Raw genomic sequence first — 23,200 nt, 5'->3', positions numbered from 1 at the left:
AATCCGGCAAACTACCGGACTCCTTGTCCAAGATCAAATGCATAATTTGTGCTGAATCGGTCACATTTTGTCAGATAAATAGCTTACTAATTGAGCAGAAAAGAAATTTTTCTTGTGTCATTTTTTAGCAAATTTAGAGATGCATCACCCATTGTTCTCTTTTATCCGGTCTAGGCGGTAAATGTCGTCCCGATAGTGTAATTCGCCCTCTTCATACCATACGGTTTGATAAATGATGTGCACCGGAATGCGCTTTTTCAAAGGAATTGAACGGTTTGAGCGTTCGTTGGCAGGGATAAGATCTACGTTGTTAATACCTTGCGTTTCCAGCAAAGTCGTTGCGAATTGATCGGCATGTTCAACCCGGATGCAACCTGAGCTAAAGGCTCGGGTTGGGTTGTCGAACAGATGTTTACTCGGAGTGTCATGCAGATAGATGGCCCGCTTGTTCGGCGTGTTGAATTTGTAAAGCCCCAACGCATTCTGATTGCCGGACTGTTGCCGCATTCGGTAAGGGAATGTTTTCGGGTTGACACTCTTCCAGTCGATTTTTTCCGGATCCAGCGTTTGCTCAGACTGCCAGCTTTCAAGAATATCGATATGGTGGCGAGTCAGGTAGGTGTGGTCACGCTTGGTGATCGGTAATATGTCTTCCACCATGATTTTGTGTGGCACGTTCCAGGTTGGGTTCAGAATCAATGAGTCGAGACTCGTGGTCATAACGGGCGTCGGGCGCGATATCCGGCCCACCACGACCTTGGACTGAAAAACAGGTTTACCGGAATACCAATATTTGAGGTTAAACCCGGGGACGTTAACGACGATAACCGTGTCATCATTAGTACTCCACAAACGCATACGTTCAGCGTTCAGAGCAAGCAACGCCAGACGGTCGGGAACCTTCATATTCAGCCATTTCAGCGTATTGGGACCAATAATGCTATCGGACTTTAAGCCATGCATCTTCTGAAACTGCTTAATCGGGGCCACCAGCGATTTGTCATACCAAGTGACATCGTCACTTATTCCTGTCACGTCGATATTGACCAGCGCTAAGCGCTGAACCAGAGTCGAACGATCATCCAGCTTATCACCTTGTTTTTTCAGACCAGCCTGAACATAGACCGGCAAATGGTGCAGTTCCAACTGGTTGAGGTATCGATAGGCATTCACCAACTGATGGTACGCAGGATCGCTCGGTGTATATTGATCAATCAGGTCGATAATACCTTGCAAGCCGATTGCAATGTGCAAAGCCAGCTGCGCCTTTTCACTCGGCGCTGGTAATGTATGATTCAGACTGCCATCAAAAAACCACTCCATCCCTTCGCTCGATGCCCGCTCAGCATAGCTGAGATAGAGCAGCAGAGTGTCGGTGGCCAGTAAGTCATATTCGAACCACTCACCCGCTTCACGATACTGCGCAAGCGCATGATACTGGCGTTCAAACAGCGGGCTGATGTTGGCGCGCCGAATCAAGTCCAGCTGTTGCTCAAAATGTTGCTGAGTGGCCAAATCACTCCAGATGAGCTGATCGTTGTTTTCGTGATAGATGCGTTCGATCTGCTCTGGATATTGAAGCAGAGGAGTCACCGAGGAGCGGCTATCCAGCCAGCCAAGATTGGCGAAGTAAGGAGAAGCTGCTAAAGGAAAACTGAGAAGAATCAAAAAGAAAACAACAATACGACTACGGTTCATATAACAATGCCCAAATCACTCGCCAGTACACTAAGTATGGCAAAAGAAATGGGCATATGTTAGTTCATCAATGTGTCAGAACTGTGCTTTGAGCAAATACAACGGCGCGATGTCAGATGATTGCCGACCAGTGGTTGTCCCATTGCACATTGGTGACTTTTTGCTGCGCAGGCTGCGGGTACTCACTGGTTACCACCAGTGCCGACCCAGAACTGACCTGAAAACGGTCGCCATGGACGACGACACCTGACGCATCCGGCAATGCCGACAATTCAACCAATTCGCGCGTTTCTTTCGACCAAATACCGTAACAGTTGCCGACGGGAGACGTCGCCAGAATCCATTTGTCCGTTGCGGCAATACTCGCAATGTAGTGGTTGAAACGCGCCCACTGTTCTGGCTCGGCCAGCAGTGGAATCATTTCGCCACCACGCGTATGCATTGCCACCAGCGATGGGTAATCTTCCGGTTTTCCGCGATATTGCTGACCGCAAAGCACCGTTTCGCTTCCATCATGTGCTAAATGGCGAATACTGAGGTGATGATCCGGCAGTGACACCTGCTCAAGAATCACACCTTCAGCTGAGAGGTACGTCAGGCTCGGTTTCATTGTTGCAATGTTGAGCGGCTCACGGCCATTGGTATGAACACCGCCTACGCCGATCACCAACGTGTCATCCGGCATCACGATGACTTCATGCGGACCAATACCGAAACCAGTCAGTTCTGCCACTTTCTGGTATTGATGAGCTACGTCATACACGCCGATAATACCGCGACTGGTACCGCGTTCACCTTCCGTCGCATACAACCACTGGCCATCATTGGAATACACACCATGGCCGTAGTAGTGACGATTATCGTCAGCCGGACGCAATAGAATCATCTCGCTGGTGTGATAATCAAACACCATCAGAAACTCACCCGGACGGCGACCAAAGGCCACCGCCTGCGTCAACTTCGGATGAATGGCCACGCCATGACCACGTCCCGGCAGGGGCAACTGGCTGATCGCTTCACCCTGACTGTTGGCAATAACCGCACTGAACTGATTGCGATTTTTAATCGCACAACCAATCAGAGCGGGTTGTTGGTTAGGCTGGCTCGCGCAGCCAAAAGGCAGCATTGGCGCACACGCGCCAAACAAAGCTGCTTTGAGTAGCGAGCGACGAGTTTGATCAGTCACCATCGCTAGAGTTAAATCCTAATACTACGCCCAGAGCCACTGCTACTTCTTCATGCAGCAGGTATTTCAGTTGATCCAGTTTGTTGTACTGAGACAGGGCATCACGGTAACCCTCTTTAGTCTGCAGCATGTCAAACAGGCTTGGTTCCGCTGGCCAGGTGTCAACCAGATTCGCGTATTGAGTTTTAACTCGATCAGCCAGTTCAACCAGATTGCGCTCACGAAGTTGCCCATCCAGGCTTGCCAGATAAAGCGCCTGCATCGCTTCCACGTTTGCTTTCAGGTTCAGCATGGACGTTTTAGAACGCCAGGATTCAGAGAAGTAAGGACGTGGCTGACCAACATTAGCCAGCGGGCGTGTCATTTTTGACATCGCGTGCTCTAGCTGATTCGACAGCAATGCAACGTACTCCGATTCCCAGGTCGCGTCATCCATTGTTTTCCAAGGGTTTTGTTGCCAAGCGGATTCAATCAACGCCGCTTTATCGGCTAGGTTCTGGCTGATACCCAGAGCTGACTGACAGGCAGATTTCGGCGCTGACGTCAGCGGTGATTTAGGATCGTACAACATCCATTCCAGTGCGCCTAGGCCTTGCACTGTTACACTTTGCTGCGCAATCTGCTCTGCCGTCCACTCTCGGTCCTGATGCACTAAAGAAGCCATCTTACGACCCGTGGTGTTCTTTTTATCTGGCCAGAATTGTACATTCCAGCTTTGTTCGAGCGCTGCCGCCGGGCCACGCTCCTGACCTTGCAATGCCATCCATGCAGTCATGGTTTGATGCCACTGCGTTTTCAACTTATCCGTATCCAGATCAGCCTGCTCGCAATAACGGCTGAACGCGAGAGCCAGATTGTCTGATTCGGCCTTAAAACGTGCAGCCGACTGGTATTCCAAAACATAAACTGGCTGGCTGACATGGTTGGTCTGCTCCGCCTTTGAGTCAGACATTCCGGTACTCTGACACGCCGACAAAACCAGCGCTAAAGCGACTGGCGTCAATGATTTAAACGTCATTCTCACACCTACAAAGAATTCAAAAATGCGATCAGCGCTTCACGCTGTTGTTGATCAAATTGCAGCACACGGTCACGCGATTTTTTCGCTTCACCACCATGCCACAATACCGCTTCCATTACATTTCGCGCTCGTCCGTCATGCAAATAATAGGTATGTCCGTTGACTTCCTGCGTATACCCGATACCCCACAGCGGTGGAGTCCGCCACTCCTCAGCGCTCGCCAATGCCTCTGGCCGACCATCACTCAGCCCTTCGCCCATATCATGCAACAGCAGATCCGTATAAGGATGAATCGTCTGCTCTGAAAGCGCAGGAAGATGCTCTCGCTTGGCGGTAATCACATTGGTTTTATGGCAAGCAACGCAACCACTCTCAGTAAACAACTGCTCGCCCTGTATCACTTGCGGATCATCGACATTACGCCTTACAGGAACCGCCAAGTGTTGTGAATAGAACTCAACAAAATCGAGAATGTTATCGCTCACTTCCGGTGAGCCGCCATTGGGCAGACTGTCGCACAATGTCTGGCTCGCTGTACAGTTTTCCTGTGGAAACAGACGACTGGTTAAACCAATGTCACCGTTAAATGCGGCTGCATTTTGTTGCATCAGAGAAGGCTGACCGGCTTTCCAACCGAATCGGCCGATGACGGTTTTCTCAGCTTCAACATCCCAAACCCGGTTGAGTTTACCGGAAATGCCGTCGTGGTTCTTATCCTGTTCGTCAGCCCAGCCCATCAGCGTAGATTCAGGAATGCTTTCCAACAAACCCAATCCAATCATAGGAGGAGCCACGCGTGCCGACAGCTGAGTGTTCGGGTGCAGCGGACCATACGCCAAGTCTACGATGGAAAGGTTAGGTTTTCTCAGCATCACGGGCGTACCATCGGCAAAGCGCACCGCGACTTCATCATAAGTAATGTGAATCTGACCTTCCGGTTTTTTACCTGGCAAAGCGAAATCTTGCAACTGAGCCCCATACGTTGGTTCAGGCACTACACCTTCTTTCTCGTAAATGGCGCGATCTGCTTGAGTCGTTGCCGGAATGCTCATACGCACCAGCATTGAAACGGCTTGAGTGTCGTTCTCTTCGGGCGGATGGCCGCGGCCATCTTTGATGTGGCAGTTCTGACAACCGTTAGTGTTGAAAAGCGGCCCTAAACCGTCACGGGCTTCTGTTGACGAAGGTGCCGCCACCCAAGGGTTACGGAAAAAACTGTTACCGACACTGAAATCCAGACGCTTGGACATGGGTAAGTTAGAGGCTGGCATTGAATACGCATTCTGACCATTTTTGGTCGTACTGGTTGCTCCGCCAGATTTGACCTCACCAGCCAGTCCTTGTGTGGAAATCAAGCCAAGAAGGAGCGCGGAGTAATACAACTTCATTCCATTCTTCTCGTGTAATAAAAAGCAAGAAACCCAATCGCCGTACATGGCAAAAATTCTCTTTTTGACACGCTGATGATTGGGTAAAAAGAGCCCTGTAAACAGGGCTCATAAGATCTATTTTTAGAATTCGTGATCAGCAGTGTCGGGGTTCAGGTTATCAATACCGATAACGTTCGCCGCACGTTCAATCGATGCAGTTTGAGCAACCAGAGACATGATCGCTTTGTTTACCAGAGCATTGCCTTCTTTGTTGTCTGCCGCAATCAGTTGGTCGAAATGCTGATTGTTTTTCTCTGCGGAGTTCACCAGTTCACCCACTTGTGCGCGTGCTGCATCGAATTGCTTCATGATTTCTTTTGCTGCAACGTCATCTTTCTGTGCAACGAGATCATAGATAGAAGCACCGGTCAGAGTGGAACCGTCTGCGCGAGTGTACGTACCAGTGTAGATATTGTAGATACCTTGCTCATCATAGAAATGTGAGTTGTGTGTGTTGTCAGAGAAACAATCGTGCTCATCTTCTGTTGAGTTGGCTTCCAGGGCCACTTTCATGCGCTCACCAGCCAGTTCACCCAATGACAGTGAACCCATACCAAACATCATCTTACGCAGACCGTTTTGCGCAGAATCAGCAAGCAGTTGTTCGCGGTAGTTGCCTTTCTCTTTGTCAGACCACTGTTTTTCCATCCATTCCAGATCTTGAACCAGCAGTTGTACCGATGCTTTCAGGTATTGAGCGCGACGGTCACAGTTACCGTGCGTACATGCCTCGCCCTGAACGTAGTCGGTGTATGGACGCTCACCCGCACCAGGTTGAGTACCGTGCAGATCTTGGCCCCAAAGCAGGAATTCGATCGCGTGGTAGCCCGACGCAACGTTCGCTTCTGAACCGCCCACTTCATTCAGGCTCGCAATAAGCTCAGGCGTAATAGTTGAAGCATCAATCGTAGTTGCACCAATAGTCAAAGACTTGTTTGCCACGATGTTTGCGCTTGCGCCTTCGTTACCCAGTTCGTATTGGTAATCGTCAGAAACGTAGTCAATCAAGCCTTCATCCAGAGGCCATGCATTCAGCTGTCCTTCCCAATCGTCGACAACAGCGTTACCAAAACGGAAAACTTCAGATTGTTGGTAAGGAACGCGAGCCGCCAACCATGCTTGTTTGACTTGCTGTAGTTTGGCATCAGAAGGTGCAGCCAAAAATGCATCGACAGACTTTTCTAGGTTTTTCGCTGTGGTCAGAGAGTCAGAGAACACCGCATGACCGATGTCAGCATAATGAGCGACAACCTGATCCTGAGTGACTGCTGCAAAGCTTGCACCGCTGGCAACTGCCAGTGAAGCGGCAATAGATTGGACTAAAAGTGACTTAACTTTCATTTAAGCATCCTTGTTGAGCGTTTATTCATTGCTAGTGCTAATTATTATCATTTGCACTTTTAGCCGCGATAATACAAATTTACATTTTTTTTGCAAGATGTAACGAAAAAAACCTCACCGAAGTGAGGCTTTTATCAACGATTTAAGGAAATAGCTTAAAGTTTAAGCTGATGTTTACCGTGAGAGACTTTTGCTTTCAGGTAGTTCTCGTTGCCAGATTTGATGTGCGCAGCGGTGTGCACTACCTCAACAATTTCGATGCCGTGCTCTTTAAGTTCGCGGATCTTTTTCGGGTTGTTAGTCACCAAACGAATCTTAGTCACGTTGAGCGCTTTGAGCATTTGAGCCGCTTCAGTGAAATCACGCAGATCATCACCAAAGCCTAAATGGTTATTGGCTTCGTAAGTATTCATGCCCTGACTTTGTAGTCGGTATGCATCAATCTTATTGTACAGGCCAATGCCGCGGCCTTCTTGGCGAAGATACAGAATGATCCCACCATGTTCGCCCATTTTCGTAATGGTTTCTTCCAGTTGCTCGCCACAGTCACAACGCGATGAGTGGAACACATCACCGGTCAGACATTCAGAGTGCATACGCACTAATGGGATTTCCTGGGTTTTATCTGCTGACTTGAAAATGACGGCGACGTGCTCTTTATCGGTCTTCAATCCTTTAAAGGAAAGGATTTCTGCATCAATGTTGCTTTTCGCACCTACTTTTAAATCAACTCTGGCTCTTACTTCCGCCATATCTGCACTCACCTGATTCATTACTGGATGCATGCTGGTTATTGTATGCATTCTTATACCTTACTTGTGACTTTACTATGGGGACTGATACCCTACTTTTCAACGAAAAGATCACAAAATCACTCGAATTGTTATATTATAACAATTTAGAAAATGCGCAATAAAAAACCCAGCCTATTGTTGAGCAAGCTGGGTTTACAGAATTTCTCAGAGAATCAGTAGATTAATGGCTTTGCGTTTTCTTCCACACCGTGAGTTCTACCCACACTTGTTCAAGCTCTTTAAGCTCTTCCGCTGTCAAAATAGATAATGTGGGTTTGGTTTGTGGCAGAGAGCACGACTGAAGCGCACTGATTTGTGCGTAAAAGTCCTTCTTAAGTTGTGTAATCACTGAATAGTCCACTGCCTTTTCCTACTGATTATTATTTGTTCTAACGGAATAATATCATTTAAATCAAATTGGTGTCAGTTAAATTTAATTATTGGAATAATTGTCACACTAATTTTTCTAAAGTTTAAATTGAGGCAGGATTATATAAGTGATCATACACTCTTTATTTGATCTAATTTAATTGGATCCTTTCTTTCTATTTCTCTCACTATTCTGTTAATTCGTTATTTAATTAAACATGCCCAAAAACAGTAATATCTCAACATAACCATCTGAAAGCCTTGAGTCACTTGTCGGTTTCATAACGCCGTCCGCTTATACAACCGCGCTTATAGATAGCTAGCTTCTTTATTCGATCGAGTTTCAAAATTGACGATCATCAATTTTTATTTACGGATTCATCCGTATTTAATCGATCATCTGTAATAACAAAGTTTATTAACCCAGTTGAGTACTCAACTATTAAAAGAGTTAAGATACAAAAAAGCCGGGTATTAACCCGGCTTTTCTTTTAAGAAGAATTATTCTTCTGTGTCACCTTCAGAGGATGTCTCTGGTGCTTCAGAGGATGCTTCAGGTACTTCACTGCCTTCGTTTACGATTTCCGAACCTTCCTCTTCTGAGAATTCAGATTCTTCAATCTCTTCGATACGCTGCAAACCAACCACTTGCTCATCTTCTGCAGTACGGATTAGCGTTACACCTTGGGTGTTACGACCAACGTGGCTAACTTCAGCCACACGAGTACGTACCAGTGTGCCTGCATTGGTGATCATCATGAACTCATCACCGTCGTCAACCTGAACCGCACCCACTACGCTGCCGTTACGCTCAGAGACTTTGATCGAAACCACACCCTGAGTACCACGGCCCTTCGTTGGGTATTCAGACAAGCTGGTGCGCTTACCATAACCATTTTCTGTTACGGTGAGTACATCACCATCAGTCTTCGGTACGATTAGCGATACCACTTGGTCGCCATCAGCCAGTTTCATACCTCGAACACCAGCTGCAGTACGACCCATAGGTCTTACGCCTTTGAACTTGATCTCTGGCTGGCCATTTTCATCCAGTACAGGTTGACCATTTTCATCCACAACCGCAGTTTCTTCTGATTCTTTGAAGCGAACTACTTTGCCGAATTTAGAGAACAGCATAATTTCGCTTTCGCCATCAGTGATATCTACACCGATCAGCGAGTCTTCGTCACGCAGGTTCAACGCAATCAGACCGTTAGAACGAACGTTTGCGAACTGATCCAGAGACGTCTTCTTCACAGTACCGTCGCCGGTTGCCATAAAGATGTACTTGTCGTCACTGAACTCGGTCACTGGCAGAATCGCCGTGATGCGCTCGTTTTCTTCCAACGGAAGCAGGTTCACAATCGGCTTACCACGAGCGGTACGGCTTGCTAATGGCAATTGGTAAACTTTCATACGGTAGGTCTTACCACGAGTCGAGAAGCACAGGATATTATCGTGCGTGTTCGCAACCAGAAGACGTTCAATATAGTCTTCATCTTTCATGCGAGTCGCACTCTTACCTTTACCACCACGACGCTGAGCTTCGTAATCGCTCAGTAACTGATATTTCACGTAACCTTCGTGAGACAGTGTTACCACAACATCTTCACGTGCGATCAGCTCTTCCAGATCGATATCATGGCTTGCCGCAGTAATTTCAGTGCGACGAGCGTCACCGTAACTATCACGTACAGTAACCAGCTCTTCACGAATCACTTCCATCAGACGTTCTGTGCTTGCCAGAATGTGCATCAGTTCAGCGATCTCTTCCAGAAGCTGTTTGTATTCGTCAAGAATCTTCTCGTGTTCCAGACCGGTCAGCTTGTGCAGACGCAGATCCAGAATAGCTTGCGCTTGTTGCTCAGTCAGGAAGTACTGACCGTCGCGAATACCGTATTGAGGCTCAAGCCACTCTGGACGAGCAGCATCGGTGCCAGCACGCTCAAGCATCGCTGCCACATTACCCAAATCCCAACCACGCGCAATCAGGCCAGCTTTCGCTTCAGCCGGAGTTGGCGCTTTACGGATCAGATCGATGATGTCATCGATGTTGGCCAGTGCCAGTGCCAAACCTTCAAGGATATGAGCACGTTCACGAGCTTTACGCAGTTCGAAAATTGTACGACGAGTCACCACTTCACGGCGGTGATCGACGAAGCACTTCAGCATTTCTTTCAGGTTAAACAGTTTAGGCTGACCATTGTCCAGCGCTACCATGTTGATACCGAAAGTCGTCTGAAGCTGAGTGTTTGCGTAGAGGTTGTTCAGAACCACTTCGCCTACTGCATCGCGCTTACATTCGATAACAATGCGCATACCGTCTTTATCTGACTCGTCGCGCAGTGCACTGATGCCTTCAACTTTCTTGTCTTTAACCAGTTCCGCAATCTTCTCGATCAGGCGGGCTTTGTTCACCTGATAAGGAATTTCGGTCACGATGATGGTTTCTTTACCGTTCTTATCCGCCTCAATTTCAGCTTTTGAACGCATGTAAATCTTGCCGCGGCCGGTTTTGTAAGCATCGATGATGCCTTTACGGCCACTGATCATGGCTGCCGTTGGGAAATCCGGGCCCGGAATGTAATCCATCAACTCATCAATCGTGATGTTTTCGTTGTCAATGTACGCCAAGCAACCGTCAACCACTTCCGTCAAGTTATGCGGTGGAATGTTGGTTGCCATACCGACTGCGATACCAGAGGCACCGTTAACCAGCAGGTTAGGAATTTTGGTAGGAAGAACCGCAGGGATCTGTTCAGTACCGTCATAGTTCGGTACGTAATCCACGGTTTCTTTTTCAAGGTCCGCCAGTAACTCATGGGCAATTTTTGCCATACGTACTTCGGTGTAACGCATTGCCGCCGCGGAGTCACCGTCGATCGAGCCAAAGTTACCTTGACCATCGACCAGCATGTAGCGAAGCGAGAACGGCTGCGCCATACGTACAATCGTATCGTATACCGCACTATCACCGTGCGGGTGATATTTACCGATTACGTCACCTACCACACGGGCAGATTTTTTATATGGTTTATTCCAATCGTTACCCAGTACGTTCATCGCGAACAGCACGCGACGGTGAACTGGTTTTAGGCCATCACGCACATCTGGAAGAGCACGACCCACGATAACTGACATCGCGTAGTCTAGGTATGAACCTCGTAGCTCATCTTCAATGTTTACGGGCGTGATCTCTTTAGCTAGATCGCTCATAGAGCCATTATCCCTCTATAGTTTGATCGGTATATCCAGACAACATAAAGCCCATGCTAATCTCCGCATGAATCACTTTATGCTGCAACACCTGAATATTATTGATACTTATAAGGTGAAAAAATATAACACAAGTTTCCAAGCTTCGGCATCACTTTCCCTCCCCTTTTATCAGGTTGTGACCTTTGTTGTGTATCAAGTGCTGAGAATTTACACATTCCTCCCATATCCAACTGATAAAAGGTTATTTTTTGCTCATCCATTTGGGATTCAAAGATAACAACTGGTGCGAAATGACAACGGCGTTATAATGCCACCTTATTCATGGATGCGTAACACAGGCAACGAATAGCATGACCAAACCGCAAAACGTCGACCCAAATGAAATCAAGAAGTTTGAAGAGATGGCCTCACGTTGGTGGGATCTCGAAGGTGAGTTCAAACCTCTACATCAGATTAACCCGCTGCGTCTGAACTATGTGCTGGAACGCGCTGACGGACTGTTTGGTAAAAAAGTGCTGGATGTTGGCTGTGGCGGAGGCATCCTTGCCGAGAGCATGGCTCGTGAAGGTGCGCTAGTGACTGGCCTGGATATGGGTAAAGAGCCGCTGGAAGTGGCACGTCTGCATGCTCTGGAAACAGGAACCAAGCTGACTTACATTCAGAGCACCATCGAAGATCACGCACAAGACAACGCTCAGGCATACGACGTGGTGACCTGCATGGAAATGCTCGAACACGTACCAGACCCACTTTCCGTTATTCAATCGTGCGCGGCGCTGGTAAAGCCAGGCGGTCATGTTTTCTTTTCCACGCTTAACCGCAACTTTAAGTCTTATCTGTTTGCCATTGTCGGTGCGGAAAAGCTGCTGAAGATTGTTCCGGAAGGCACGCACGACCACGAAAAATTCATTCGTCCTTCTGAACTACTCAAGATGATTGATGCCACTCCTCTGCAGGAACAGGCGATCACCGGGTTACTCTACAACCCACTGACTGACACATACCGCCTGGGCGCAAACGTTGACGTCAATTACATCATCCATACGCGCCTATTTTAAGGGGCGTTATTCGCTAAAAATCGGTGCTTAAATATCACACTAGGCCACGGATTTTTAGCGTATTTTTTGTGCTCTAGCTTCCACTTTAATCAATTGAAATCAAGGTTGCATTTTTGCCTAAAGATCAAGAATTTTTTTTTCGATCATGGTTATGAAAAAAGCAATATTGAAATGTCGATTTTATACAATCAACTCTGTCCTTTGATCATCAGTGAGTGGCTACTAACTGTTTTTTTTAAATTCGCAAGTTATCCACAAACTGTCCCCGATCTGTAACTTGCAATACCCCCTCGATAGCACTATCTTGTAATGCGAACACTGATGCACCCCTACATATAGTGTTTGGGACACTATATGTAGGGCGAGCTTGATCACAAAGCCGGGATTCACTTTACAAGAATTACACTAAAACACGGCTTTTATCAGTTTTGTTAGGGAAATAAAGCAGAATGAACCAACAACTTACTGTCACCAAGCGTGATGGCCGCAAAGAAAACATCGATCTGGACAAGATCCATCGCGTGATCGCGTGGGCCGCTGAAGGCCTAGATAACGTCTCAGTATCACAAGTAGAACTTCGAGCTCACATCCAGTTCTACGATGGCATTACAACGTCAGATATTCACGAAACCATTATCAAGTCTGCGGCAGATCTGATCTCCGAAGAGACCCCTGATTACCAATACCTGGCTGCGCGCCTTGCTGTATTCCACCTGCGCAAAAAGGCTTATGGTCAATATGAACCGCCAACGCTGCTCGATCACGTGTCAGCGATGGTGGAAAAAGGCAAGTACGATAAGCACCTGCTAGAAGATTACACCCGCGAAGAATTTGAGTTGCTGAACAGTTTCATCGACCATCGCCGTGATCTGGATTTCTCTTACGCAGCTGTTAAACAGCTGGAAGGTAAATACTTCGTACAAAACCGTGTAACCGGTCAGATCTATGAGAGTGCACAGTTCTTGTACATTCTGGTTGCGGCTTGCCTGTTTGCTAAGTACCCGAAAGCGACTCGTCTGGATTACGTGAAGCGTTTCTATGATGCGACGTCAACATTCAAGATTTCGCTGCCAACGCCAATCATGTCTGGTGTACGTACACCTACCCGTCAGTTCAGTTCATGTGTACTGATTGAATGTGGTGACAGCCTGGATTCTATCAACGCGACTGCCAGCTCTATCGTACGCTACGTTTCTCAACGTGCTGGTATCGGCATCAACGCGGGTCGTATTCGTGCGCTGGGTTCTGAAATCCGTGGTGGTGAAGCATTCCACACCGGTTGTATCCCATTCTACAAGTACTTCCAGACTGCCGTTAAATGTTGCTCACAAGGCGGCGTTCGTGGCGGTGCAGCAACGGTATTCTACCCATTGTGGCACGGCGAAGCAGAATCTCTGCTGGTTCTGAAAAACAACCGCGGCGTTGAAGAGAACCGTGTTCGTCACATGGACTACGGTGTTCAACTGAACAAACTGATGTACAAACGTCTGGTTGAAGGTGGCAACATCACGCTGTTCTCTCCTTCTGACGTTCCGGGATTGTACGACGCTTTCTTCCAGGATCAGGACGAATTTGAACGTCTGTACGTGAAATATGAAAACGATCCGTCAATCAAGAAACGTACTGTTAAAGCAGTTGAGATCTTCTCGCTTCTAATGCAAGAACGCGCGTCGACTGGTCGTATCTACATTCAGAACGTTGACCACTGTAATACGCACAGCCCGTTTGATGCGAGTGTAGCGCCAGTGCGTCAGTCTAACCTGTGTCTGGAAATCGCTCTGCCAACCAAACCTCTGGTTAACGTAGAAGACGACAGCGGCGAAATCGCGCTGTGTACTCTGTCTGCTTTCAACCTGGGTGCGATTGAAAAACTGGATGATTTCGAAGAGCTGGCTGAGCTGGTTGTTCGCGCTCTGGATGCGCTATTGGATTACCAAGACTACCCGCTGCCAGCAGCACGTAAGTCAACCATGAACCGTCGTACTCTGGGTGTGGGCGTGATCAACTACGCATACTACCTGGCGCGCCATGGCGTGAAATACTCAGATGGCAGCGCGAATGGTCTGACTCATCGTACTTTTGAAGCGATGCAGTACTACCTCTTGAAAGCGTCTGTGAATCTGGCGAAAGAACAAGGTAAGTGCCCGGCGTTCAACGAAACGAACTACGCGAAAGGCCTATTGCCAATTGATACGTACAAGAAAGACCTGGATCTGATCTGCGAAGAGCCGCTGCACTACGACTGGGATGCACTGCGTCAGGAAATCATGGAACACGGTCTGCGTAACTCAACACTGACGGCGCTGATGCCTTCTGAGACATCTTCTCAGATCTCTAACGCGACCAACGGTATTGAGCCACCTCGCGGCTACGTATCAGTAAAAGCGTCTAAAGACGGTATCCTGAAGCAGGTTGTGCCTGAGTTCACTCGTCTGAAAGAGAATTACGAACTACTGTGGAACATCGGTTCAAACGATGGTTATCTGCATCTGGTTGGTATCATGCAAAAATTCGTTGACCAAGCGATTTCTGCCAACACCAACTATGACCCAAGCCAATACGAGTCTGGCAAAGTGCCGATGAAGAAACTACTTCAAGACCTGCTCACTGCGTATAAGTTTGGTGTGAAAACGCTGTACTACCATAACACTCGTGATGGTGCGAAAGACGATCAGAAAGATGCGGTTCAACCAGCAGATGACGATTGTGCAGGCGGCGCTTGTAAGATCTAATCAGATTCGAACTTTCACTTAATGATTTGCATGCCCTTCGCTCACGCGAAGGGCCAAACGGATGAAGGCACAATGGCTTACAGTACTTTTACTCAAAAAAAGAATAACCAACTTAAAGAACCTATGTTCCTTGGTCAGCCAGTTAACGTGGCACGTTATGACCAACAGAAATACGAAATTTTCGAAAAGCTGATTGAAAAGCAGCTTTCTTTCTTCTGGCGTCCGGAAGAAGTTGACGTATCCAGCGATCGTATCGATTACGCGAAGCTTCCGGACCACGAGAAGCACATTTTCATCTCGAATCTGAAATATCAGACTCTGCTGGATTCGATTCAGGGTCGCAGCCCGAACGTGGCTCTGTTGCCGCTGGTTTCTCTGCCAGAGGTCGAAACCTGGATTGAAACTTGGTCGTTCTCAGAAACCATTCACTCTCGTTCATACACTCACATCATCCGTAACATCGTTAACGATCCGGCGATTGTGTTTGATGACATCGTAGAAAACGAGCACATCATCAAGCGTGCAAAAGATATTGCACACTTCTATGACGATCTGATTCAGGCAACGAACGACTACCACCGTTTTGGTGAAGGTACGCACGAGCTGAACGGCGAAACAGTCACTGTTAACCTGAATGACCTGAAGAAGAAACTTTACCTGTGTCTGATGTCTGTCAACGCGCTGGAAGCCATCCGTTTCTACGTCAGCTTTGCATGTTCATTCGCGTTCGCTGAGCGTGAACTGATGGAAGGTAACGCGAAAATCATCAAACTGATTGCGCGTGATGAAGCACTACATCTGACCGGTACTCAGCACATGGTCAACCTGCTGCGAAACGGTATGGATGATTTTGCATTCCTGCAAATTGCTGAAGAGTGTAAACAAGAATCTTTCGATCTGTTCAAGCAAGCTGCAGAACAGGAAAAAGAGTGGGCATCTTACCTGTTCAAAGACGGTTCAATGATCGGTCTGAACAAAGATATCCTGTGCCAGTACGTCGAATACATCACTAACATCCGTATGCAGGCGGTTGGCCTTGAGCCAGCATACCCAGGTGCAACCAGCAACCCGATTCCATGGATCAATGCTTGGTTGTCTTCTGACAACGTACAGGTAGCACCACAAGAAGCGGAAATCAGTTCATACCTTGTCGGCCAGATCGACAACGAAGTTAGCTCAGACGACTTCGAAGGTTTTGAACTGTAATGGCGAACATCAAAATCAACAAAATCGTCAACATTGAATCTAACCCGTCTAATACGCTGCTGGAAACCATGGAGCATGCCGGGTTAGACCCAGAGTACAACTGTCGTGACGGCCACTGTGGCGCATGTCGTTGTACCCTACTTTCAGGTGAAGTCGAATATGTTGGTTTTGCGATGGCTTATACCGAGAGCAACGAAATATTGCCGTGTATTTGTAAAGCTAAAACGGCTCTGGAGCTGACCGACGTCAACTACCGAATCAAAGCCAAACGCGCGTAAATCATAAAGACAAAAGCCAGAGCAGTGCTCTGGCTTTTTCATTTCTGTTCCGTTGTAACGGTATCGTTCTATTCCATCAGCCCACCAAACAGAATTTCATCTGCGGTTCCCATGGATACGGACTTATTGGCGATCTCACGACCGTCGTCATCAAATAGAGACAAGCGATATCCCTGATAACTCAGGTTATTGTTATCTACCGGTGCATGAAGCCATAACGACACGACGTCACGATGGACGCTACCAAGTGCTTCTCCCAAAATCACTTTTTGACTTGCCACCTCATACCAAACCAAAATTCTTGATTGATGGAACATACCAGCCTCCTGCCGAAATGGTTCAAACGAGATTTCAGTGTACAAATAAAAAAGTGCTAAAGACGGCTCATTTTTAAGACAAAATCGGGAGGACCACGGAAATCAGGCGCTTAACAATTAGACGAATTTTGAATAGAAGGAAATGGTCAAAAGAGGTTTGGTAATAAGCAAACAAATCATCTGCTTATTACCATTTAACGAACAATGTTTTATTTTATATGCAATTACGCGATATGAACTTAACTATCCATTCAGCACATTGGCAGGCAGATACAACTCTTTTACCGTCAACACTGAACCATATTTAGCCAGCACGGGTTTACCGGAGAGATAGCGGCGCAACATGTCTGCCGCAACGGTGCCTATCAGCTCTTTTTGCTCTTGCTGGCTGTATGTGCGGCTAAACTTCAACAATTGCCCCCATTCACCTTGTGGAGCCGACAGCGCCACACTGAACGTGCCTTCACTCAACGCGCCCGTCACAATCGCCAGATCAGTGCTGCATTTATCTTTGGTTGCTCCCGCAAGTGCAAATACGGCTGCCAGCGGGTCTTTCTCACCAAGACCAGCATCGGTACGATGGCTCAGAATCCAGCTATGACCGCTCAAGCGCTCAACCTGTTCGTTGCTCAATAACCAATTTGACAGCCAGCCTTTGGTTGCCTGCTCGGCGATCGACAGTGACAGACCTTTTTCTTCGATCAAATGACCGATGTGCGCCAACATAGGTTCATCAACGCTGACAACATGCTGTTCAAGATGTGAATAAATCAGTTGCAGCAGTTTAACGCGTGTCTCCAAATCGTTGCGCGGCCCAAACAGTTTCACCTCAATGAACGGCAAGTAAGAGCGGTAGCCCAACACGTAGTCTTTTGGTAGCTGAAGTTTATCCAGTTTGTCGGAGATACCGGATTCAGACGTCCCGAAGGTATAAAGGCGGCTACATTCAAGCCCAGCCTGATTCGGAAAGAGTGCATGCAGGTCAGGCAGAATCTGTTCACTGACCATACGTTTGAATTCTTTTGGTACGCCCGGAGTGAAATAGAACCAGCAATCATTAATCTGCATTTTGAAGCCGCAGGCAGTGCCGATCGGATTATCAATGACCGTCGCTTTTTCAGGTAACATCGCTTGTTTAATGTTGCTCTCTGGCATTTTCACCTGGCGCTGCGCGAAAAAGGCCTCCAGCACTTTCAACCATTCAGGGAAAAGAACCAGTTGTTGTTCGGCGGCCTGTGCAGCGGCGGCGGCGCTTAAGTCGTCGGAAGTCGGTCCTAAACCACCATTCACGATAACGACATCACTGTTGAAGCTGAGCATCATCAGCTCTTCAACCAAAGCCGATTTTTCATCTCCTACCGTCGAGCGTTTAGAGAGCGAGAAACCACTTTCAAAAAATTCTCGTGCCAGCCAAGCGGCATTGGTATCGGTGATGTCACCGTGCAGTACTTCCTCACCAGTACTTAACATCGCTATTTTCAGCATATCTATGACCTTATTTGGGTTCTTTGTGACACCATTCTTTGGCCACTATATCGTTGAATGGCCCAGTATCTCTATCAGTTTTGTGTCAATAAGCGATTTGATTATTTTCATCCCCGCTACTTTAATAGATAATTGTGATACTGATCATTATTATAAAACAACGTCTTGGAGCTACCGTGTCAATAAAACGCATCACTGCATTGATGTTATCGTTACCCGCTTGTGCCAACGCAGCACCATACGATATCAGCCCACACATCGAATTATCCTACTCGGTAGAGTGCCAAACCGTCAGTTGCAACAACGAATCTCCATACCGTTATAAAGCGGTTTCACCTCTGGCAATGAGCTTGGATGGTGAGCAAGAGCTGAAAGTGGATGAGCCAGCACTCCCCCGCTACCTGACGCCATCTGATACTAAAGATTGGGATTACCTGAAAGATCAAACGTATACCATTCTGGGTTTGAGTGTCGTGACCGTTGGTCTGATGACACTGCTGCCAGAGTCCATCACCAAGTGGGATGAAGATGACCGTAACCTGAGCGGTTTGGGGCAGAAATGGTGGGACAACGTTTCTCAGGGACCGACCTGGGACCGAGACGAGCACTACCTCAACTACGTCATGCACCCCTATTTTGGTGGTGTATACTACACCGCGGCGCGTCATGCCGGTTTCAATGAGTTTGAGTCATTCCTTTATTCAGCGGCAATGTCCGGGCTATTTTGGGAATACGGGGTTGAAGCTTTTGCAGAAGTACCGTCGTGGCAGGACCTTTTTATCACTCCATTTTTTGGTGCCGTGGTTGGTGAAATGATGTTTGAGGCAGAACAGGACATCGTGGATAACGGCGGTGAAGTTTTAGGCTCTGAAAGCGTCGGTAGCGTCACCCTATTCTTCTTAAACCCGGTCGGTCACATTCACGGATGGGTGAGTAACGCCTGGGGCGGTTCAGCCGAATTCCAGTTTGAAAGTAATCCATGGTTTGGCAATCAGGATGCGGCCAAGTTTGCCCTCGATTCAGGTGCGACTTACGACACCCAGTTCATTGGCGCCAGTTTCAAAGTGACGTTCTAATCTAATTTATCCGAGTTGTAAAAAAAGCGCCTGTAGGCGCTTTTTTATTGGCTTAACGTTCTACCTGCTGGCGATGTTGTGTTTCCCACAGCAAATGAAACTTCTTGCCTGCCGGCTGATCAACTCGAGCGTACGTATGCGCCCCGAAATAATCGCGTTGCGCTTGAAGCAGATTGGCAGGCAGCACTTCGCAGCGAAGCGCATCGTAATAACTCAGCGCAGACGTCAGACTTGGCATCGGAACACCACTGAACATCGATTGAGCTGCAATTTGACGCCATCCCGGCAGTCTATCTGACAATGCAGAGGCAAACTCAGGGGCAAGCAACAGATGCTCTAACTCTGGCTGAGACTGATAAGCCATCGCAATCTGATGTAGGAAACCCGCTCGAATAATGCAGCCTGAGCGCCAAATGCGCGCGATATCAGCAAAATTCAGTTTCCAGCCTTCTTTGTCTGACGTGGTTTTCATCAGATCAAAGCCTTGCGCGTAAACCGCGAGCTTAGCGCAATAGAGCGCTGATTCCAGATCACGCAGAACGGTATCCAGACAGTAGTCAGCGATCATTGTCTGCGCTGGCAGTTGTTTACTGGCTAACGAACGGCGCGCCTTGTTTGCGCTCAAGGCACGAGCAAATACAGCCTGAGCCAGGCTTGGCGCCGGGCAACCGGTTTGCAAGCTGTTCACCGCCGTCCACAATCCGGTACCTTTTTGTTCGGCGGTATCAAGGATCATATCAACCAGCATCGCACCTGTTTGCGGATCTTGTTGTTGCAGAATATCCGCACTGATTTCCATCAGGTAGCTATTCAGAACGCCCTGATTCCAGCCTTCGAACACCTGACCAATCTCTTGTGCCGACAGCGTCATCACGTCACGCAGGTATTGGTACGCTTCACAAATCAGCTGCATGTCCGCGTATTCAATCCCGTTGTGCACCATTTTAACGTAATGGCCAGCACCTGCAGGCCCCAGATATGCGGCGCAAGAGTCACCTTGTTGATGGGAATCAATCGGTTTACCAGCAGCATCGACTTTTGCAGCAATGGCTTGCCACATTGGCTCGATGAATGCCCACGCTTCTTGATCGCCGCTTGCCATAAGAGACGGGCCGTGACGCGCACCTTGTTCTCCCCCAGAGACGGCGGTGCTGAAGAAACGTAAACGGCCCGTATAAACGTGTTCGCGGCGTTCAGAATCCGTCCACAAGCTGTTACCCGTATCGATAACAATGTCCTGAGGTTCTAAACCCGCATCCAATAGCTGTGTGATCACTTGATCGACGATATCGCCGGCCGGAACTGAAAGTGCAATCACCCGCGGTTTATCCAGCAAACTCAGCAGATGAGCTAAATCATCCGCCGCGGCAAACTGTCCTTTGCCTGCGATCGTACTCAGAGACGCCGCTTCTTGCAGGGTGCGTATTCGATTCGCCTGATTTAAGTCGTATCCGGCAACCTTGATCCCGTGATCAACCAGATTCAGTGCCAGGCTTTTGCCCATCACACCCAGTCCGATCATGGCGATTTGGAAACTCATAACTTGGCTCCCGGTTGGCTAATCGCGGTGAGTGCCTGAGCCACCACGTCGTCCAGTGATTGAGAAATATCGACAAAGATGGCCTCTCCGGCCTGCGGCTCAACCAAGGTCGCGAACTGGCTTTTCAGCATTTTTTCACCCTGGAAGTAGTGGTCGGAGCGCTGTTTAAGACGTGACCAGATGGTGTCGTAATCACCCTGTAGGTACACAATCACCAGCTCTTCGTTGTTGGTGCGCAAAATATCACGATACTCTGGCTTAAGAGCCGAACAAGCAATCACTGCCGATTCTTGCTCGATAAAGAGGCGATTTAAAGTTTGCAGCCAGCCGTAGCGGTCTTCATCCGTCAGAGGAATCCCCTGACGCATTTTTTCTACATTTTGTTGTGGATGGTAATCGTCACCATCAAAGAATTTCAGGCCCAGCGCTTCGGCAATTTTGCTACCAATCGAGCTTTTTCCGCAGCCAGAAACCCCCATCACTAATATTTTTCTTGGTTTCATAGGACAATACTTCCCTAAGGCCCCACAAAATGGGGCCGCTCTACAAAAAAGTTATATCGCTTGGTTTATTGCCACCACATCGCCAACTGAGGGAATGCGATAACCAGAGCCAGCACGAAAATCTGCATGAAAATGAACGGGATCAGCGAGGTAAAAATCAAACCCAGACTGATGTCTTTCGGCGCCACGGACTTGAGATAAAACGCGGCCGGGCCAAAAGGTGGCGACAGGAATGACACCTGCATGTTCAGACAGAACACCACGCCGAACCAAATCGGGTCAAAGCCCAGATTACTGATGATTGGCACGAAAATAGGCATGGTCAGGAGCGCAACACCAACCCAGTCGAGGAACATACCCAACACCAGCAGAATCACCATCATGATGAGCAGTGTGGCCATGGCGCTACCGCCAGACAGAGCCAGAATGGTTTCTTCAACGAAATCAATACCGCCCATCAGGTTGTAAACCCCAACTAACGCGCTCGCACCGATACCAATCCAGATGATCATCCCGCAGGTACGCATCGTCGCGACGGCGCTATCTTTGAGCATATTCCAGCTCATTTCACGGCGAATGATGGCACTGATCATAATGCCCACAACACCCAAAGCTGACGCTTCAGTGACGGATGCAATACCGGTGTAGATACTGCCCAGTACAACCGCCACCGACAGCAGCGGGAAAAACAGAGCCTTAAAGTAATTCGGATGTTCTGTTTCTTCTTCCAGCTCTTCTTCAAAGCTTGGTGCCAGAGAAGGATTCAGGTAACAACGCACCAATACGTAAGCGATGTAACACGCAGCCAGAATAAACGCAGGCAGGAAAGCAGCTTTAAACAGGTCGCCAATCGACACGCTCGCGGTCATACCGTAAATAATCAGAACGATACTCGGTGGCAGCATGGTGCCCAATGCGCCGCCTGCACACGTGGTACCGATCGCCAGTTTGCGGTCATAACCCAAGCGCAGCATTTGTGGCAGCGCGAGAATACCCAGCAGTACTGTTTCACCGCCGATAACGCCAGACATGGATGCCAAAAGAACCGCAACCAACAGCGTCTGAACCGCAACACCACCGCGCACTTTACGGCCGACAGACTTCATGGCATCAAACAAGTCGCGAGCGATCCCTGAGTGATCCAACATCGCCGCCATCAAAACGAACATAGGAATGGCTAGGAAGATGTAGTCAGAAGCAAAGCTGTACATACGGCTGGTTACCAGTGGAATTGCATCCACACCAAACCAACCCAGAGTGAAAAAGATAGCGACAAAACCAGTGACGAACGCCAGCTGCATACCCGTGAGCAGCAGGCCGATCATCATCGCCAGCATCAGGAGGCTGCCCCACTCAATACCAATTGAAGAAAGATCAAACATCGTGTTTATTCCTCAGGGCTTGAATCTCTTGAATCAAATGCAGCACAAACTGCACGACCAGAATCACTAACGTGATGAAGATAACGGCTTTCAGAAGTGCCGGATACGGAGGGTTAAACGCCGAACCTGAGGTTTCCAGACGCATCTCACCCCATGGAGCAAACCAGGACGCTTCTACCGTAACGTAAGAGGCGTACGCCATCATGCCCGCAAACGCGAGACCGACAATGTGATGCACCAGATTCAAATAATGTTTAGTGCGACGCGAAACGTGATCGTAAATCAGCACTACACGCACATGTTTGTCGGCTGCCATCGCATACACACCGCCAAACACAAACAGTGTTCCGCCAACAAAGGCAGCAGTTTCATGTACCCACGTTGTTGGGGCGTTGAACGCGTAGCGCATCACTACTTCATAAAAGGAAATCGCAACCGTGAACAGAAACAGCAAGCTCAGCGCGTTGCCCAGACGCAGAATCCAGCGATCCAGCGCGTTTTTCGGCTGCTCATCATGGATAGACGCAGCAGGTAGCTTATTCTCGCTCATAACGAACTCTTGTTT

General features: G+C 48.2%; 19 protein-coding genes. 5 read left to right on the top strand and 14 right to left on the bottom strand.

Going from position 1 to position 23,200, the window contains the following annotated elements:
• Positions 1-144 precede the first annotated feature (144 nt).
• From LGV68_RS03160 to gyrA, 8 genes are all read right to left on the bottom strand, one after another.
• The gene (locus tag LGV68_RS03160; RefSeq protein ID WP_252536239.1) at positions 145-1,698 is read right to left on the bottom strand and encodes a L,D-transpeptidase family protein; all 1,554 of its coding nucleotides are present in this window, start codon (positions 1,696-1,698) and stop codon (positions 145-147) included.
• 112 nt (positions 1,699-1,810) lie between these two features.
• The gene (locus LGV68_RS03155; RefSeq protein ID WP_252536232.1) at positions 1,811-2,887 is read right to left on the bottom strand and encodes a DUF1513 domain-containing protein; all 1,077 of its coding nucleotides are present in this window, start codon (positions 2,885-2,887) and stop codon (positions 1,811-1,813) included.
• Positions 2,877-3,902 carry an imelysin family protein gene (locus LGV68_RS03150; protein ID WP_020330383.1) on the bottom strand — a complete coding sequence of 342 codons (1,026 nt, stop codon included), beginning with the start codon at positions 3,900-3,902 and terminating at the stop codon, positions 2,877-2,879. Before LGV68_RS03150 ends, LGV68_RS03155 begins: the two co-directional genes overlap by 11 nt.
• An 8-nt stretch (positions 3,903-3,910) precedes the next feature.
• A complete protein-coding gene (locus tag LGV68_RS03145; RefSeq protein WP_165880885.1) occupies positions 3,911-5,293 on the bottom strand; it encodes a di-heme oxidoredictase family protein in 1,383 nt (460 codons plus the stop codon).
• 123 nt (positions 5,294-5,416) lie between these two features.
• Entirely contained in the window at positions 5,417-6,676 is a 1,260-nt protein-coding gene (locus LGV68_RS03140) for an imelysin family protein (protein WP_020428561.1), read from the bottom strand.
• Positions 6,677-6,831: 155 nt separating this feature from the next.
• Complete coding sequence (gene ribA / locus LGV68_RS03135; protein WP_020330380.1) at positions 6,832-7,479, bottom strand: GTP cyclohydrolase II; 648 nt, start codon at positions 7,477-7,479, stop codon at positions 6,832-6,834.
• 172 nt (positions 7,480-7,651) lie between these two features.
• Positions 7,652-7,831 carry a hypothetical protein gene (locus tag LGV68_RS03130; protein WP_020330379.1) on the bottom strand — a complete coding sequence of 60 codons (180 nt, stop codon included), beginning with the start codon at positions 7,829-7,831 and terminating at the stop codon, positions 7,652-7,654.
• Between the two features lie 509 nt (positions 7,832-8,340).
• Entirely contained in the window at positions 8,341-11,055 is a 2,715-nt protein-coding gene (gene gyrA, locus LGV68_RS03125) for a DNA topoisomerase (ATP-hydrolyzing) subunit A (RefSeq protein WP_222752788.1), read from the bottom strand.
• A 353-nt stretch (positions 11,056-11,408) separates the two neighbouring features.
• Here gyrA and ubiG point away from each other — a divergent pair, with 353 nt between their 5' ends.
• The 4 genes from ubiG (at position 11,409) to yfaE (ending at position 16,332) form a co-directional block, all read left to right on the top strand.
• Positions 11,409-12,116 carry a bifunctional 2-polyprenyl-6-hydroxyphenol methylase/3-demethylubiquinol 3-O-methyltransferase UbiG gene (gene ubiG / locus LGV68_RS03120; protein ID WP_020330375.1) on the top strand — a complete coding sequence of 236 codons (708 nt, stop codon included), beginning with the start codon at positions 11,409-11,411 and terminating at the stop codon, positions 12,114-12,116.
• 449 nt (positions 12,117-12,565) lie between these two features.
• Complete coding sequence (gene nrdA, locus LGV68_RS03115; RefSeq protein WP_020428565.1) at positions 12,566-14,848, top strand: class 1a ribonucleoside-diphosphate reductase subunit alpha; 2,283 nt, start codon at positions 12,566-12,568, stop codon at positions 14,846-14,848.
• 72 nt (positions 14,849-14,920) lie between these two features.
• Positions 14,921-16,054, top strand: coding sequence for a class Ia ribonucleoside-diphosphate reductase subunit beta (nrdB, locus tag LGV68_RS03110; RefSeq protein WP_020330373.1), 1,134 nt, complete (start codon positions 14,921-14,923; stop codon positions 16,052-16,054).
• Positions 16,054-16,332: a class I ribonucleotide reductase maintenance protein YfaE gene (gene yfaE, locus LGV68_RS03105; protein WP_252536226.1), complete on the top strand. Its 279-nt coding sequence runs from the start codon at positions 16,054-16,056 to the stop codon at positions 16,330-16,332. The genes nrdB and yfaE overlap by 1 nt, the downstream gene beginning before the upstream one ends.
• A 68-nt stretch (positions 16,333-16,400) precedes the next feature.
• Here yfaE and LGV68_RS03100 read toward each other — a convergent pair whose 3' ends face one another.
• Together LGV68_RS03100 and LGV68_RS03095 are read right to left on the bottom strand one after the other, a co-directional pair.
• Positions 16,401-16,649 (bottom strand): hypothetical protein, encoded by a 249-nt coding sequence (locus LGV68_RS03100; protein ID WP_020428572.1) that lies wholly within the window; start codon positions 16,647-16,649, stop codon positions 16,401-16,403.
• A 243-nt stretch (positions 16,650-16,892) separates the two neighbouring features.
• Positions 16,893-18,134: a CinA family nicotinamide mononucleotide deamidase-related protein gene (locus tag LGV68_RS03095; RefSeq protein ID WP_252536221.1), complete on the bottom strand. Its 1,242-nt coding sequence runs from the start codon at positions 18,132-18,134 to the stop codon at positions 16,893-16,895.
• A 176-nt stretch (positions 18,135-18,310) separates the two neighbouring features.
• On the opposite strand from LGV68_RS03095, the gene LGV68_RS03090 reads away from it, so the two are divergent.
• Positions 18,311-19,210: a DUF3943 domain-containing protein gene (locus LGV68_RS03090; protein ID WP_202659300.1), complete on the top strand. Its 900-nt coding sequence runs from the start codon at positions 18,311-18,313 to the stop codon at positions 19,208-19,210.
• Positions 19,211-19,262: 52 nt separating this feature from the next.
• Here the strand turns inward: LGV68_RS03090 and gndA are convergent, their stop codons facing one another.
• The 4 genes from gndA to LGV68_RS03070 form a co-directional block, all read right to left on the bottom strand.
• Positions 19,263-20,750 (bottom strand): NADP-dependent phosphogluconate dehydrogenase, encoded by a 1,488-nt coding sequence (gndA, locus tag LGV68_RS03085; protein ID WP_061056457.1) that lies wholly within the window; start codon positions 20,748-20,750, stop codon positions 19,263-19,265.
• Positions 20,747-21,253: a gluconokinase gene (locus LGV68_RS03080; RefSeq protein WP_024374716.1), complete on the bottom strand. Its 507-nt coding sequence runs from the start codon at positions 21,251-21,253 to the stop codon at positions 20,747-20,749. The genes gndA and LGV68_RS03080 overlap by 4 nt, the downstream gene beginning before the upstream one ends.
• A 65-nt stretch (positions 21,254-21,318) precedes the next feature.
• Positions 21,319-22,635 carry a TRAP transporter large permease subunit gene (locus LGV68_RS03075; protein ID WP_020428583.1) on the bottom strand — a complete coding sequence of 439 codons (1,317 nt, stop codon included), beginning with the start codon at positions 22,633-22,635 and terminating at the stop codon, positions 21,319-21,321.
• Positions 22,628-23,185: a TRAP transporter small permease subunit gene (locus LGV68_RS03070; RefSeq protein WP_020330362.1), complete on the bottom strand. Its 558-nt coding sequence runs from the start codon at positions 23,183-23,185 to the stop codon at positions 22,628-22,630. The genes LGV68_RS03075 and LGV68_RS03070 overlap by 8 nt, the downstream gene beginning before the upstream one ends.
• Between the last annotated feature and the right edge of the window lie 15 nt (positions 23,186-23,200).

The organism is Vibrio sp. LQ2, from assembly GCF_023920125.1.
Classification (GTDB): domain Bacteria; phylum Pseudomonadota; class Gammaproteobacteria; order Enterobacterales; family Vibrionaceae; genus Vibrio; species Vibrio fluvialis.
The sequence above is the reverse complement of the archived record's forward strand: the minus strand, read 5'-3'. Positions and strand labels throughout refer to the sequence as shown.

Excerpts from the sequence above, each read along its gene's own strand:
- LGV68_RS03080 (WP_024374716.1), bottom strand. The coding sequence starts at position 21,253 with ATGAAACCAAGAAAAATATTAGTGATGGGGGTTTCTGGCTGCGGAAAA.
- LGV68_RS03100 (WP_020428572.1), bottom strand. The coding sequence starts at position 16,649 with ATGTTCCATCAATCAAGAATTTTGGTTTGGTATGAGGTGGCAAGTCAA.
- yfaE (WP_252536226.1), top strand. The coding sequence starts at position 16,054 with ATGGCGAACATCAAAATCAACAAAATCGTCAACATTGAATCTAACCCG.
- LGV68_RS03160 (WP_252536239.1), bottom strand. The coding sequence starts at position 1,698 with ATGAACCGTAGTCGTATTGTTGTTTTCTTTTTGATTCTTCTCAGTTTT.
- LGV68_RS03070 (WP_020330362.1), bottom strand. The coding sequence starts at position 23,185 with ATGAGCGAGAATAAGCTACCTGCTGCGTCTATCCATGATGAGCAGCCG.
- ribA (WP_020330380.1), bottom strand. The coding sequence starts at position 7,479 with ATGCATACAATAACCAGCATGCATCCAGTAATGAATCAGGTGAGTGCA.
- nrdB (WP_020330373.1), top strand. The coding sequence starts at position 14,921 with ATGGCTTACAGTACTTTTACTCAAAAAAAGAATAACCAACTTAAAGAA.
- ubiG (WP_020330375.1), top strand. The coding sequence starts at position 11,409 with ATGACCAAACCGCAAAACGTCGACCCAAATGAAATCAAGAAGTTTGAA.
- gndA (WP_061056457.1), bottom strand. The coding sequence starts at position 20,750 with ATGAGTTTCCAAATCGCCATGATCGGACTGGGTGTGATGGGCAAAAGC.
- LGV68_RS03150 (WP_020330383.1), bottom strand. The coding sequence starts at position 3,902 with ATGACGTTTAAATCATTGACGCCAGTCGCTTTAGCGCTGGTTTTGTCG.
- LGV68_RS03155 (WP_252536232.1), bottom strand. The coding sequence starts at position 2,887 with ATGGTGACTGATCAAACTCGTCGCTCGCTACTCAAAGCAGCTTTGTTT.
- LGV68_RS03075 (WP_020428583.1), bottom strand. The coding sequence starts at position 22,635 with ATGTTTGATCTTTCTTCAATTGGTATTGAGTGGGGCAGCCTCCTGATG.
- LGV68_RS03145 (WP_165880885.1), bottom strand. The coding sequence starts at position 5,293 with ATGAAGTTGTATTACTCCGCGCTCCTTCTTGGCTTGATTTCCACACAA.
- LGV68_RS03095 (WP_252536221.1), bottom strand. The coding sequence starts at position 18,134 with ATGCTGAAAATAGCGATGTTAAGTACTGGTGAGGAAGTACTGCACGGT.
- LGV68_RS03140 (WP_020428561.1), bottom strand. The coding sequence starts at position 6,676 with ATGAAAGTTAAGTCACTTTTAGTCCAATCTATTGCCGCTTCACTGGCA.
- nrdA (WP_020428565.1), top strand. The coding sequence starts at position 12,566 with ATGAACCAACAACTTACTGTCACCAAGCGTGATGGCCGCAAAGAAAAC.
- gyrA (WP_222752788.1), bottom strand. The coding sequence starts at position 11,055 with ATGAGCGATCTAGCTAAAGAGATCACGCCCGTAAACATTGAAGATGAG.